The organism is Duganella levis, from assembly GCF_009857605.1.
In the GTDB taxonomy this organism is placed as follows: Bacteria; Pseudomonadota; Gammaproteobacteria; order Burkholderiales; family Burkholderiaceae_D; genus Rugamonas; species Rugamonas levis.
Map to the genome: position 1 here is coordinate 79,549 of NZ_WWCT01000012.1, position 13,695 is coordinate 93,243.

Below are 13,695 nucleotides of genomic sequence, written 5' to 3' on the forward strand. Positions count from 1 at the left end.
GCCGATTCTTCGCCGTTCACCGGCCCATTTCCGCCGTTCGCCGAATAGCAGTTTCCCCGCCAGCAGTTCCCCGGTATTGTTACATTCATACCGACTTGGGGGACTTAACATGAACGTAGCAACCGCTTATCGCTGGCGCAAGCAGCTGGTCTGGGGCCTGGCCCTGATCATCGCCGGCACCGTCATCCTGCTGGCGCAAATCGACGTGCTGGACATCGACCTCAATCCCGCCCATTTCTGGCGCTGGTGGCCTTGGCTGGTGGTCATCAGCGGCGTCACCAAAATCATTCCTCCGACGACCTCACGCTACTTCACCGAAGGCTGGTGGGAGATCTTCTTCGCCGGCTGGTGGTACGTCTCCTTCAATCACCTGTGGGGCCTGGGCTTCGGCCAGACCTGGCCGGCGCTGATCGTCGCCTGGGGTGTTGGCATGATGCTGCGTCCCCTGTTGGATAACATCTTCCCACCATCGATCAAGGAGCAGGCATGAGAAACCGTCGCCGCGAGCGCAATCCCGCCACGCAAATGATCATCGGCCTGTTCGTCATCGGTGTCGGCATGCTGTTCCTGCTGGATAACCTGGGCTGGCTGGATCTGGACCTGCGCATCCACATCTTCCCGACCATCCTGATCGCCGCCGGCATCCTTAAAGTGCTGCAAACCCGCACCCAGTCCGGCGTGGTGGTGGGCGGCGGGCTGATAGCGGCGGGTTCCCTGTTCATGCTAAAGGAAATGGGCTACCTGGGGATAGACTGGCGCAACCTGTGGCCGGTGTTCATGATCGCGGCCGGCGTGGCGGTGGTGATCAAGTCCAATATCAACCGCAATGCGCCGGCGGCGAATGCGCCATCGCTGGACAAGGACGCTGACGATACGGTGATCAACGCCACCGCCATCATGGGCGGCTTCAAGCGCCGCATCACGACGCAGGATTTTAAAGGCGGCGAAATCACCGCCATCATGGGCGGCTGTGAACTGGACCTGCGCCAGTCCAGCATCAACGGCGACGCCGTGCTGAATGTCTACGCGCTGTTCGGCGGCATCACCGTCAAAGTGCCGATCGACTGGACCGTGATGCTGGAAGGGACGCCGATCATGGGAGGCTTTGAAGAAAAAACCGTGCCGCCTGCCGCCGTCGGCAAGCGCCTGATCGTGCGCGGCTACGTCATCATGGGCGGCCTGGAAGTGCGTAACTGATGCTGGAGATTTCCTCCAGCCGGCGCGGACTGGCGATCTACCTGCTGGTCTGGCTGTTTCTCGGCTGTGCGCTGGCCGGCGTGATTCGCGTCGCCAGTGACACGCCACTGGTCAACGCGCTGCTGTTCGCGATTCCGCTGAATGTGCTGTACGCCTTTGCGGCGGGCTACTCGGCTTACTACGTGTGCCGCGCCTATCCGCTGGGCGGGCCGCGGCCAGGGCAGCTGGCGCTGGTGCTGACGGTGGCGGGCGTGGTGTCCGGCTTTCTTTGGCTGAGCATCGCCAATCTGTGGAACGGGCTTTGCCTGCTGCTGGGAGCTACATGGAGCGGCATCGTCATCACCTCGCAGCTGTCGGTGTTGATGGTGGTGCTGGGCGTGCTGCTGTATGGCTTCGCAGCGGCGCTGCATTATCTGGTGATTGAATTCGTGCGCGCCAAGAACGCCGAACAGCGTGAACTGGAATCGCTGCTGATGGCGCAGGAGGCCGAACTGCGCATGCTGCGCACGCAGATCGATCCGCACTTTTTGTTCAACAGCCTGAATTCCATCAGCGCGCTGACGTCGCAAGATCCCAAGGCGGCGCGCCGCATGACGTTGGAGCTGGCCAGCTTCTTCCGCCAGAGCCTCGGCATGGAGGCGCACAAGAAGGTGACGCTGGGTGAGGAGATGATCCTGATCCGTCACTTCCTGGCGATCGAGCAGGTGCGCTTTGGCGAGCGCTTACAGGTGGAAGAGGTGATGGGCGAAGGCGCGGCGGAATGCCTGGTACCGCCGATGATCATCCAGCCGCTGGTGGAGAACGCCGTCAAGCACGGCATCTGCAATATGCCTGAAGGCGGCACGGTACGCATCACCGCGCGGCGGGCTGGTTCGATCTTGCAGATCAGCGTCACCAATCCGGTGGACGAGGATATGTCCTCGGTCCGCAGCGAAGGCCATGGCATCGGCGTGACCAACGTGCGCCAGCGTCTGGCCGGCGCCTACAAACACGAAGCCGGCATCCATTGGGGCCGGCATGACAACAGCTTTGGCGTGGACATCACAATGCCCGCGCAAACAAGCGAACAAGGGGAGTAGAGCAATGCGTATCATCATCGTGGACGATGAAATGCTGGCGCGCGGCGTGGTGCGCGAATATTTGTCCGAGCATGCGGACGTGGAGATCGTGGCCGAATGCGCCAATGGTTTCGAAGCGGTGAAAGCGATTACCGAACTATCACCGGACCTGGTATTCCTGGATATCCAGATGCCCAAGCTGGATGGTTTTGAAGTGGCCGAACTGGCCGGCAGCAAGACGCGCTATATCTTCGCCACCGCGTTCGACCAGTATGCGATCAAGGCGTTTGAATTTCACGCGCTGGATTATCTGCTGAAGCCATTCAGCCAGCAGCGCTTTGACCAGGCCCTGGCGCATGCGCGCGCCAACCTCGGCGCCGGCGGCGACGCGGTCGAGAAGATGGTGCGCGAAGCCGCTGGCCGCAGCAAGCCACTGGGCCGCGTGCTGATACGGGACGGCGCCAAGGTTCACGTCATCAATGCCGACAAAATCGTGTCGATCGAAGCGCAGGACGATTACGTGCAGATCCGCTCGGAGGGCAAATCGTACCTGAAGAATCAGCGCATGACGGAGCTTGAAGGACAGCTCGACCCCGAGCAGTTCCTGCGCATTCACCGCTCCTATATCGTCAATATCGCCCATGTCGAGCGGATCGAGCAGGCGACCAAAGACAGTTATGCTGCAATCCTCAAGGATGGCAGCAAGCTCCCCATCAGCCGCACCGGCTATCAGAAAATCAGGACTGTGATGCAGTAACTATTCAGCGCGGACGACCTGATAAATTATTTGTTGGCGCGGTGCCCGTAGCTCAGCGCGCGGGTGACCTGCCATTCGTCGCCGCGCTGACGCCAGATAATGGTGAATTCAGCGATGCCTTCGCATTTGCCGCTGCCGAACTGGCAGAAGGTGTGCGAGCCGGTGGCGATGGCGCCGAAGTCCTTCACTGGCACCACCTTTAAACTGCCGGGCACCAGTTCGCGCTGGTAATCGCCGCAGACGTTCTTCCCGGTTTGCGCGATCATGACGTCGCGCGTCCAGGTGACGCCAGCGTTGTCGTGATAGAACTCGACGTTGGGATCGAAGTAGCTGGCGTATTTGTCCAGCTGCCCCGGTTTGTCGCACTGGTTGAAGGCGGTGAACATCTCGCTGTCCAGCCGCGTGATGGTGGCGGTCAGCGCCGCGTTGTCGGCTGCTTGCACGCTGCCGGCGCATAACAGAATGCTGATGGCTAGTTTCTTCATGTCCGTCTCCTCGTGGTTGCGATGAGCGGCCATCTTAATTGAGCTACCGTCTAGGCTTCCGCGTTTTCCGACGAATCGCGGTTTGCGAGGGGCGAATGGCGTTCTATGCTCCACCAGCTGGGCATCAGCTCCTGGATCTCGGGCCGGCCGAAGCGGTCGTCGATCAGGTAGACGGTGCCACGGTCCGACGTGGTGCGGATCACGCGGCCCGCCGCTTGCACCACCTTCTGCATGCCGGGATAGGTGTAGGTGTAGTCGTAGCCGGCGCCGAAGATGGTCTCCATGCGCGCCCGTATCTGCTCGTTGACCGGATTGATTTGCGGCAGGCCGAGCGTGGCGACAAAGGCGCCGATCAGGCGCGCGCCCGGCAGGTCGACCCCTTCGCCGAAGGAGCCGCCCAGTACCGCGAAGCCGATGCCTTCGCTATCGAGCGTAAAACGGTCGAGGAATTGCGCGCGCTCCGCTTCATCCATGCGGCGCGACTGGCGCCACACCGGCACATCCGGATACAGTTCGCTGAACTGGTTGGCCGCCTTTTCCATGTAATCGAAACTACTGAAGAAGGCGAGGTAGTTGCCGCGTTGCGCCGCGTACTGCTTGCCCATCAAGTGGGCGATGGGACGCAGCGATTGCTGGCGGTGCGCGTAGCGCGTGGAGATGTGCGACGCCACCTGCACCGACAGCTGCTCGGCCGCGAACGGCGATTCCACATCGACCCACGCGGTGGTCTCCGGCATGCCGAGCATGTCGCCGAAGTAGTTCCATGGACTGAGCGTGGCCGAGAACAGGGCCGTGGTGTGCGTGCTGTCAAAGCGTGGCTTCAGGTACGGCGCCGGCACGATGTTGCGGATGCAGAGTACCGAGTTGCTATTGCTGGCGCGCGCGCCGGGCGACTTTTCAATATCGAACAACGCGTGGTCGCCAAAGCTCTCGGCCAGCTTGGCGAACATCAGCGCGTTGAAGTAGAAGCTTTGCAGATCCGGCTCCACATAGCCGGGATGGTCGGCCATATAGTCGGAGATGGCGGTGGCCGCCGTCTGCAAGGCGCCCATGAATTTTTCCGGCAGCGCGGCATAGGACTGGTACTCGGCCGATTGGTCTTTCTCCAGCTGGTTCCATTGCTTGTGCACGCGATCAAGTGGCTTTTTCAATTCCTCGGGGACGATCTTGCGCAGCAGGCGCACGCCGTCGTGCTCCATGTCGGCCGAATACATCTTGCGCGCGCGCGACACCATGTTGTGCGCCTCGTCCACCAGCACGTTGACCTTCCAGTCGTTGAGCTGCGTGAGGCTGTGCAGCATGGCGCTGCTGTCGAAGTAGTAGTTGTAGTCGCCGATGACGACGTCGCACCAGCGCGCCATTTCGCTGCTCAGGTAATACGGGCAGACGTTGTGGGCGAGGGCGATGGCGCGCAGCGTGTCGCGGTCCAGGGCCGGCGGGGCGCTGCCGGAACCTTCGCTGCCTGATGGCGCCATCAAGGCCAGCGCCGATGCGCGCGCGTCCGGCAGGCGGTCGTAGAAGCCTTTCGCCAGCGGACAGGAGTCGCCGTGGCAGGCCTTGTCCGGATTGACGCAGGCGGTGCTCTTGGCCGCCAGCTCCAGCGTGCGCAGTGGCAGCAGTGGCGCGCCTTCGCGGATCAGGTCCACCGCATCCAGCGCCATTTGCCGGCCGGAGGTTTTCGCGGCCAGGAAGAAGATCTTGTCGACGCCATGGTCGGCGCTGGCCTTCAGCATCGGGAACAGGCTGCCGACGCTTTTGCCGATGCCGGTGGGCGCTTGCGCCAGCAGGCACACCTTGCGGTTGCTGGCACGGTACATGGCTTCCGCCAGCTGGCGCTGGCCGGGACGAAAGTCGCTGTAGGGGAAGCGCATCGCCTTCAGTTGCAGGTCGCGTTCCGCGCGGTGCGCCAGCTCCTGCTCCGCCCATCTGATGAACAGGCCGCACTGCTGCTCGAACCAGGCTTGCAGATCGGTGGCCGTGTGATCTTCATGCAGCACGGTTTCCTTCTGGCTGCCGATGTCGAAGTAGACCAGCGCCAGGCGGATTTTTTCCAGTCCGCGATCCTTGCACAGCAGGTGGCCGTAGACTTTGACCTGCGCCCAGTGCAGCGCGCGCTGGTTGTCCGGCATCTTCTTCAAATCGCCGCGATAGGTCTTGATTTCTTCCAGGCGGTTGGCGCGGACATCGTAGCCATCGGCGCGGCCGCGCACGTGCAGCGGGCCGAAGTCGCCGGACAGCGAGATCTCGGTTTCGTAATCGTCATCGCGGCGCGAGGTCACCACGCCATGGCCGGCGATGCCTTCCTGAGCGGTGGGCGAGGGCGTGAAGCGCAGATCGAGGTCGCCGGTCTTGGCGGTGAACTCGCACAGCGCGCGCACGGCGACGGTGTAGCGGGCCGGCGTCATGCCGCCCATTGCAGGTAACAAACCGAGATCGGCATCGCGTGCGCGGCGCAGTATTCGATCCAGCGCAACTGGTTGTCCTGCAGGCGGTCTCCCGGACCTTTCACTTCGATCATGTTGTAGCGGCGCTCGGCCGGCCAGAACTGGATCAGGTCCGGGAAGCCGCTGCGGTTGGATTTAACGTCCAGCAGGATGCGCTCGAAGGCGCGCTTGAGGTGCTGCGGCGGAATGCAGTCCAGCGCCAGGTCCAGCAGTTCTTCGTCAACCGCCTCCCAGAACACAAACGGCGACTGGATGCCGTACTTGGCGGCGAAGTTGGTGCGGATGGTGGCGCGGTATTGGTCGCCGTCCAGCTGCGACAGCGCGTCGCCGAATTGCTGCGCGCGGCGGCGCTGGAAATCGGCGCTGTGTAGGTCGGCCGGGCCGCGGTGATATGGATGGAAGAAGGCGCCGGGAATCGGCGAAAACACCGCGTCCCAGCACAGCAGGCCGAACAGCGAATTGATCAGCGAATTCTCGACGTAGTAGACCGGCGCATCATCGCGGCTCAGATGATCGCGCACCACGAATTCGACGTAACTGGCTTCTTCCGGCGGCGGCAGGCTCAGGTCGATGCGCTCTGCCTGCGCCAGCACCACTGGCGGCGGCTTGGCGTGGCCCAGCTTGCGCGCCAGACGGGGCGCCATGCGCAGCAACTGCTGGCGTTCGGCCTCGCTCTCGGGCGCTTGCAGCGCGATTTGCAGCAGGTCGAAGGCCTCGCGCGGCTGCTCGTTCTTTTCCAGCACCCGGATGGCGCGGGCGCGGGCGCCGGGATAATCGCAATCGGCGTACATCGCATGCGCGGTGGGCCAGTCGCGCAGCTTTTCCACATGCTGGGCGATGGCGAACAGCAGCTTGTTGCGGCGGCTGCGCAGCCATTCGTTATCCGGCGCGCACGGCGGCAGGTCGGCGATCACGGCGGCCGGGTCTTCGCCCTCGGCAAAGCGCTCGTGGCATTGGTGGATGGCGAGGAAATCGTCGATGTCGCGGCGGCTGCGGAAACCGCGCGCGGCCGGCGAGAACTCCACTTTTTCGTACTGGTAGATGCCGAGATCGGACAGCACGAAATCGGTCCAGTCCTGATGGTAGTTGCCGAAGAAGATAAGGCGTAGGCGGTCGCACAGCTGCTGCGTCAGGTTGCGGTAGACGTGGTCGCCGGAATTGGCGTACCAGCCGGAAAAGCGGTGCGCACAGTCGTACTGTTCGCGCAGCGCTTCCAGCTGATCGGCCTTGCGCAGGTGCTTGACGTGCGCGCCCAGCTGGAACACTTTGACGATTTCCGGCTTTTGCAGCAGGTCGAACAGGGCGTCCAGTTCCAGCTGCGGATCTTCCTCGATCAGGCCGGCTTGAGCCAGCGGCCGCGCCGCCTCATGCGTGCTGCCGATTTCCGCGTAGACCAGCTTGCTGGCGCGGAATACCGTGCCCTTGCGCATCACCATGCGCACAAACAGCGCGCGCGACGATTGCGGCAGGGTAGAGAAGGTGGCGAGGAAATGGCGCTCGTCGGCGGTCAGCAGATCGTCGTAGCGTTCGCCGATCCACACCAGTACCTGGTGAAAATTCTCCAGGTAGTAGAACGGATTTTCCAGGACTTTGATCATTGCAGCGGGGAGGCGATAAGACGATAAGGCGACGATAACTGTATTTATGTACAGTGTACCGTCTTCCTCCCCGCTTGCCCAGTTATTTCTTGGCGCTGGCCTTGGCTGCTGGCGTGACCATGGCGTTGGCCTTGGCGATTTCGGTTTCCACGGCCTGCACCGCTTGCTTGGTGGCCTTGGTCACCTGCTCGTAGCCGGCAAAGGCGTTGTCGATCGCGGTCTTGACGATCTGCACGGCGTTTTCCGAGCCGGGGCGGACGTTCTTGGTGACGTCGTAGATCAGGGCGCTGAGGTTACTCTTGGCTTCGGCCACGTGAGCGTCGGCGGCGCGGGTGAATTCCTGGCGGATCTCGGCGATGATGTCGCCCAGTTGCTGGTTGTAGGCGGCTGCGCTGGCAACGCCGGGCTGGATTTTTTCTGCGGCGGCCTGGATGGCGGCCTTGGCGTCGCTGGCCTGGCTGATTTCCTTGCCGGCGGCAAGGCCATCTTCCAGCTGCGACTTGGCGGTCGACATATTGAGCGCGATGACTTGCTCGACGCCTTGCACGGTCTTGCTGGTCAGCGTGTTGAAGGTTTCAAGCTGAAACTCAAACAACGCTTTGGTGGCGTTGGCAAATTGCTCGGGATTCGTGAACATACAGTCTCCTCATCAAAAGAATGGTGGGATGCAGCGATTCCGGGTTTACCGTGTTGTTCTGATTTTATTATCTATTAACAATTAATTTTTCGCAACGAGCGTCGCGGAAAGGGCCATAAGCTTTTTCCCAGCCTTCGCCCAGCGGCGTCTGCGAACAGGCCAGCGCGCCGTCGATCTTGCTGCGCCACTTCCACCACGGCGCTGGTGCCGCCGTCAGCGTGCCACAGCCCAGCAGCAGGGCCAGCAGCAGTGTCGTCTTGGTTTTGAATCGGTTCATACCTTACACCAGTTGTTGGGCGCAGACGCGATTGCGGCCGCTGTTTTTCGCAGCGTACAGCAAATCGTCGGCGGCTGCGATCATGTTGACATGGGCGTTGGGGGCGGAGGCGGCGAAATCCACGCTGGCGACGCCAAAGCTGGCGGTCACGGCGATCTGCTGGCCGGCGTGCTCGACGGGCATGGCGGCCAGCGTCTGGCGCAGCCGTTCGGCCAGCAATTCGCCGCCGGCCAGGTCGGTTTCTGGCAGGATCAGCAGGAACTCCTCGCCTCCGTAGCGCACCACGCTGTCGATGCTGTCGCGCGTCATCGATTGCAGCAGCACGGCAAAGCGTTGCAGCACGGCGTCGCCACCGTAGTGGCCGTAGGTGTCATTGACCGCCTTGAAGTGGTCGAGGTCGCTCATGATCACGGTCAGGCTGAGCTTGTAGCGCTGGGCGCGTGAGATTTCCGTCTCCAGCAATTGTTCGTGCAGGTGGCGTCGGTTGTAGCAGCCGGTCAGCGGGTCGCGCACCGACAGGTTTTTCAGCACCATCTGCGCGCTGTATTCCTCGCGCGACAGGATTTCATAGCGCCGCGCCGCCACGTAGCAGAACACGTTGCACAGCGTCAGCAATGCAGCCATGGTGCCCAGTTGCATGCCGTGCACGTCGCCCAGTGCCCACGCCAGGGCGATGAACAGCGCCGTGGCGGCCGCTGCAATCGCCACCGCGTACAGCAGTCGGTTGGGGATGTAGATGTAGATGACGATGATCACGATCGACATCGAGATCGCGTGCAGTGAAAATTCGCTCGGCCGCAGCGCCGCAATCAGCAGGAATCCGGCCGCGCCGGCCACTTCGACAATGGTGGCGGCCAGGCGGGTGATGGGAATCGCGTCCGGCCGCCGTTTCACCAGCGCCAGGCAGGCCAGCACTGTGGCGGCGACGGCAATCCGCGCGCCGACCAGCAGACAGGTTTTTAGTTCGTAGCCCACCCAGATCAGGTCGGTAACGGCAAAGCACAGGTAAAACAGCGCGCAAAACAGGAAAGTTACGCGCAATTGGGCTTGGGTGGTGGCCAGGTGATGGCGCAGGAAATCGTTTTCCGTCGTGGCGTCGCAAAACTCGCACTTCAGCGGTGCGACTTTGATTGTCCTGGACGAAACAGGATGTGGGGGCATGGCTGCAGGTCTCCGCTTGCGGCCGGCTGCTTGCCGGTCTGTCACTTCAGATTATACGGCTGCAACAGTTGCGGAGCGGAAAAATCTTCGCAGAGTGGCTACAGAGGCGCGCTCTTGGGAAGGCGCAACATGAAGCTGGCGCCGTGTCCTGGCGTGCTGGCGGCGTCGATCCGTCCGCCCAGCACGCCCGTGACGATGTTGTGTGTTATATACAAACCGAGGCCGGAACCACCCGCGCCCATGCGTGTGGTGAAGAACGGATCGTAGATGCGCGGCAGGTTTTCCGGCGTAATGCCGGCGCCGGTGTCGCTCAGGGTGATGGTGATTTCGCCATTATTGCTGTCGTGCGCGGACAGGGTGATGCTGCCGTGGTCGTTGGCCTGATGCCGGCTGCTGAAACCGTGTACCAGGCTGTTGTCGATCAGGTGGTGCAGCGCCTGCACCAGCAGGCCGGGATAGCTGTCCATTTCCAGCCAGTGGTCGACGTCTTCGATCAGTTCCAGTTCGCGCTGGCGCACTTCGCCCTGCACCGACTGCATCAGCTCGGCCACCACGTCGCCCAGCATGAAGCGGCTGCGCTGGCTGCCGGCGCCATCCACCGCAATCCGCTTGAAGCTGTCGACCAGCGCGGCGGCGCGGTTCAGGTTGCGCAGCACCACCTCGTCGGCGCTGGCGGCCTCGTCCAGGTAGGCGGCCAGCACCGACTTGCGCAGACCGCTTTCCAGGTCGTGACGCAGCGCGGCGGTGCGTTCGCTCATGCTGCTGGCCATGGTCAGGCTGTTGCCGATCGGCGTGTTCAGTTCGTGGGCGACGCCGGCCACCAGCGCGCCCAGCGCGGCCAGCTTGTCGCGCCGTACCAGTTCCTCCTGCGTCAGGCTGAGGTTGTCCAGCGCGGTGCTCAGTTCTTCGTTGACGTGTTCGGCGTCTTCCTTGGCCTGGCGCAGCTCGGCGGTGCGGGCCGCCACCAGTTCTTCCAGGTGTTCGCGGTGGCGTTGCAGTTCTTCCTCGCGCTTGGTGCGGGCGATGGCGATGCCGGCCAGATGGGTGGCGGTGTGGATCAGGCGCCGGTCGTCCTCGTTGGGTTCGCGCACCTCGTGGTAGTACATGGCGAACGAGCCCAGCACCGTGTCCTGGTCCAGCAGGATCGGCATCGACCAGCAGGCGCGCAGGCCGAAGTGGACGGCGGCGTTGCGATACGGCGCCCACAGCGGATCGGTGAGGATGTCGGTGACGATCACCGTCTGCTTGCGGAACATGGCGGTGCCGCAGGAGCCGGCCGCCGGGCCGATCGGCAGGCCGTTGAGCGCGGCCAGGTAGTCGGGCGGCATGCTGGGGCCGGCGGCGCTGGTCACTGTCACACCGTCCGGATTGAGCAGCATGACGGTGCAATGGCCGTTATCCAGCTGGGCTTCGATCAGGCGCACCAGCTTGTCCAGAGTGTCCGGCAGCGGAGCGCCGCCGGCGATCATTTCCAGCAGCGCGTTCTTGCCGTCGCGCAGGGCGTTGGCCAACTGGCGCGGCGTGACGTCGACGATGCGCACATGCATCAGGCGGTGCTCGGCGGTGGTCAGCGGCACCATCCTCAGTTCGCAGGCGATGGCGCGGCCGGAGCTGTGGCGCAGTTCCATCTCGACCATCTGGATATCGCCCGACATGATCTGTTCGATGGCGGTGTTGAATACGTGCGCGCTGGGCTGGCCGTCCGGCTGCAGGGGCGGACACAGCGCCAGCAAATCGGTCTGCACCAGTTCGGTCTCGGTCATGCCGAACAGCTGGCGCGTGCGGCGGTTGACGTCGAGGATGCGGTAGCTGCCGCGTTGCAGCAGCAGGATGGCGTCCGGCGAGCTGGCCAGCATGGTGTGGTAGTTGACTTCCAGCGTGGCCATGGTCGGCATGCCAGCCAGCATCGGCGCCGGCGCGATCACTTGCAAATGCAGCAGGATTTTCTCGGCCAGCTCGTCCGCCTGAAAGCCCAGCGGCAGGTAGGCGGCGGCGCCGGCCTCGTCGGCGCGCAGGCGCTCTTCCGGGCTGGTATGGGCCGATAGCAGGAACACCGGCAGCGGCGTCTGGCTGGCTTGTTGCAGGCGTGGACATAACTCCAGGTCGGCACTGCCGGCCAGCGCCACGTCCAGCAGGGCCAGCGCGACGTGGCCGCCGCGCACGGCTGCCAGCGCCTCGTCGCCGCGGCTGACAGCCTGCACGGTCAGATGGTGGCGCGCCAGCATGCGTTGCAGCGCGGCCGTGTCATAGGCGGTGCTGGCGGCTATCAGGATGGTGTGCGGCTGATCGGATGAGAACGGCGGCATCATGTGTGGCTGGTGCGGCTCCGCAGTGCGGCGTGAGGCCAGTGTATTACAAGATCGGCTTGCGTGGGCGGCATCATGCGGCTTGCAGTGCGGCAGCTTCTTGTGCCTGCTGGATCAATGGAAAATTGTCTTCGATCCAGTCGACCAGCACTTCCAGCCGGGTGGCGGCTTCGCGGCCGAGGGGCGTCAGGCTGTATTCCACGTGCGGCGGCACCACTTGCAGGGCGACGCGCAATACCAGGCCGTCGTAGGCGAGGGCGTCCAGCGTCTGCGCCAGCATCTTTTCGCTGACGCCGCCGACTGCGCGGCGCAGCTCGCTGAAGCGGTGGGTGCGTTCCAGCAGCATCACCAGCACCAGCACGCCCCAGCGGCTGGTGATATGGCCGAGCACGGCGCGCGACGGACAGTCGGCCGCCATTACCTGGGCCCGCTGCGGGTCCTGTTGCATTTGCTGGATGGTCTTGCGCAGGGATTTGCTGGTCATCGGAAGCTCCTAGGGTACTTACTAAAATGTGCGTACTTACAATTCGTAAGTATAGCCTATATGATGGTCTCATTCACTTTTTAGGAGAGACCTGATGATTATCGTTACTGCTGCAAGCGGCCAACTGGGCCGTCTGGTGATTGCTGAGCTGCTCAAGCGCGTGCCTGCCGAGAACATCGTCGCCGCCGTGCGCGACCCGGCCAAAGCGGTCGACCTGGCCGACCAGGGCGTGCTGGTGCGCCATGCCGACTACAACGATCCCGCCTCGCTGGATGCGGCGTTTGAAGGCGCCACCAAGGTGCTGCTGATCTCGTCCAATGACCTGGGCAACCGTGTGTCGCAGCACCGCAATGTGATCGATGCCGCCGCCCGCGCCAAGGCCGGCCTGCTGGCCTACACCAGCGTGCTGCACGCCGACAGCTCCACGCTGGGCCTGGCCGGCGAACACCGCGCCACCGAAGAGGCGGTACGCGCTTCTGGCCTGCCGTACAGTCTGCTGCGTAATGGCTGGTATGTGGAGAACTACACGGTCAGCCTGGGGGGCGCGATTGCGCACGGTGCGCTGGCTGGCGGCGCCGGTGAGGGCCGCATCTCGGCCGCCGCGCGCGCCGACTATGCCGAAGCGGCAGCCGTGGTGCTGGCCAGCAGCGGTGCGGTGGAGCAGGTCTATGAACTGGCCGGCGACACCGCTTTCACGCTGGCCGAACTGGCAGCCGAAGTCTCGCGCCAGAGCGGCAAAGCCATCCCGTTCCACAATCTGCCGCAGAAAGACTACGCTGAGTTGCTGGTGAATGTAGGCCTGCCAGCCCCGCTGGCCGACCTGATCGCCGACTCCGACGCCCAGGCCGCGCAAGGCGCACTGTTCGACGACAGCCGTACCCTGGGCAAACTGATCGGCCGCCCGACCATCTCCTTGGCCGATGCGGTGAAAGCAGCGCTGTAATCAGACGCTGGAATGAAAAAAGCCTCCATCTGCTTGACGCTGATGGAGGCTTTTTTGCGGAATTTTTGGTGCCCACGGAGGGACTCGAACCCCCACACCTTGCGGCACATGGACCTGAACCATGCGCGTCTACCAATTCCGCCACGTGGGCATTGTAGTTTCAACAGTCATCAGCGCTTGGTGCCCACGGAGGGACTCGAACCCCCACACCTTGCGGCACATGGACCTGAACCATGCGCGTCTACCAATTCCGCCACGTGGGCGCTGAATCTGTCTTAGCTACTTTCTGCTGCTTGCTCTGCAACAGAAGGCATGCATCTTAAGGGGCGACCGAACCCCCGTCAATAG

General features: G+C 63.1%; 13 protein-coding genes and 2 tRNA genes. 5 read left to right on the forward strand and 10 right to left on the reverse strand.

All coding sequences use genetic code 11. From position 1 onward, the window contains the following. The first annotated feature begins 109 nt into the window (after positions 1-109). The 4 genes from GTP69_RS15815 to GTP69_RS15830 are packed head-to-tail and all read left to right on the forward strand — an operon-like array spanning position 110 to position 3,012. On the forward strand, positions 110-490 hold the full coding sequence (locus tag GTP69_RS15815; RefSeq protein ID WP_161055765.1) for a LiaF transmembrane domain-containing protein: 381 nt from the start codon (positions 110-112) through the stop codon (positions 488-490). After that, complete coding sequence (locus GTP69_RS15820) at positions 487-1,197, forward strand: LiaI-LiaF-like domain-containing protein (protein WP_229260975.1); 711 nt, start codon at positions 487-489, stop codon at positions 1,195-1,197. The genes GTP69_RS15815 and GTP69_RS15820 overlap by 4 nt, the downstream gene beginning before the upstream one ends. Next, on the forward strand, positions 1,197-2,276 hold the full coding sequence (locus GTP69_RS15825; RefSeq protein ID WP_161055766.1) for a sensor histidine kinase: 1,080 nt from the start codon (positions 1,197-1,199) through the stop codon (positions 2,274-2,276). Before GTP69_RS15820 ends, GTP69_RS15825 begins: the two co-directional genes overlap by 1 nt. Positions 2,277-2,280: 4 nt before the next feature. Then, positions 2,281-3,012: a LytR/AlgR family response regulator transcription factor gene (locus GTP69_RS15830; RefSeq protein ID WP_161055767.1), complete on the forward strand. Its 732-nt coding sequence runs from the start codon at positions 2,281-2,283 to the stop codon at positions 3,010-3,012. A gap of 26 nt (positions 3,013-3,038) precedes the next feature. On the opposite strand, the gene GTP69_RS15835 is transcribed toward GTP69_RS15830, so the two are convergent. From GTP69_RS15835 to GTP69_RS15870, 8 genes are all read right to left on the reverse strand, one after another. Then, positions 3,039-3,497 carry a nuclear transport factor 2 family protein gene (locus tag GTP69_RS15835; RefSeq protein ID WP_161055768.1) on the reverse strand — a complete coding sequence of 153 codons (459 nt, stop codon included), beginning with the start codon at positions 3,495-3,497 and terminating at the stop codon, positions 3,039-3,041. 50 nt (positions 3,498-3,547) lie between these two features. Next, entirely contained in the window at positions 3,548-5,902 is a 2,355-nt protein-coding gene (locus GTP69_RS15840) for an ATP-dependent DNA helicase (protein ID WP_161055849.1), read from the reverse strand. Then, positions 5,899-7,539, reverse strand: coding sequence for a VRR-NUC domain-containing protein (locus tag GTP69_RS15845; protein WP_161055769.1), 1,641 nt, complete (start codon positions 7,537-7,539; stop codon positions 5,899-5,901). The genes GTP69_RS15840 and GTP69_RS15845 overlap by 4 nt, the downstream gene beginning before the upstream one ends. 82 nt (positions 7,540-7,621) lie before the next feature. Beyond that, positions 7,622-8,176: a phasin family protein gene (locus tag GTP69_RS15850; protein WP_161055770.1), complete on the reverse strand. Its 555-nt coding sequence runs from the start codon at positions 8,174-8,176 to the stop codon at positions 7,622-7,624. A gap of 67 nt (positions 8,177-8,243) precedes the next feature. Beyond that, positions 8,244-8,453 (reverse strand): hypothetical protein, encoded by a 210-nt coding sequence (locus GTP69_RS15855; protein ID WP_202424443.1) that lies wholly within the window; start codon positions 8,451-8,453, stop codon positions 8,244-8,246. Between the two features lie 3 nt (positions 8,454-8,456). Then, positions 8,457-9,614, reverse strand: coding sequence for a GGDEF domain-containing protein (locus GTP69_RS15860; RefSeq protein WP_202424444.1), 1,158 nt, complete (start codon positions 9,612-9,614; stop codon positions 8,457-8,459). A gap of 98 nt (positions 9,615-9,712) precedes the next feature. Further along, positions 9,713-11,923, reverse strand: a complete 2,211-nt coding sequence (locus tag GTP69_RS15865) for an ATP-binding protein (RefSeq protein ID WP_161055771.1) — start codon at positions 11,921-11,923, stop codon at positions 9,713-9,715. A gap of 70 nt (positions 11,924-11,993) precedes the next feature. Beyond that, a complete protein-coding gene (locus GTP69_RS15870; protein ID WP_161055772.1) occupies positions 11,994-12,404 on the reverse strand; it encodes a winged helix-turn-helix transcriptional regulator in 411 nt (136 codons plus the stop codon). Positions 12,405-12,498: 94 nt separating this feature from the next. On the opposite strand from GTP69_RS15870, the gene GTP69_RS15875 reads away from it, so the two are divergent. Beyond that, positions 12,499-13,347, forward strand: a complete 849-nt coding sequence (locus tag GTP69_RS15875; protein WP_161055773.1) for an NmrA family NAD(P)-binding protein — start codon at positions 12,499-12,501, stop codon at positions 13,345-13,347. 66 nt (positions 13,348-13,413) lie between these two features. Here GTP69_RS15875 and GTP69_RS15880 read toward each other — a convergent pair. Further along, a tRNA-Leu gene (locus GTP69_RS15880) sits at positions 13,414-13,498 on the reverse strand. Between the two features lie 27 nt (positions 13,499-13,525). Then, a tRNA-Leu gene (locus GTP69_RS15885) sits at positions 13,526-13,610 on the reverse strand. Between the last annotated feature and the right edge of the window lie 85 nt (positions 13,611-13,695).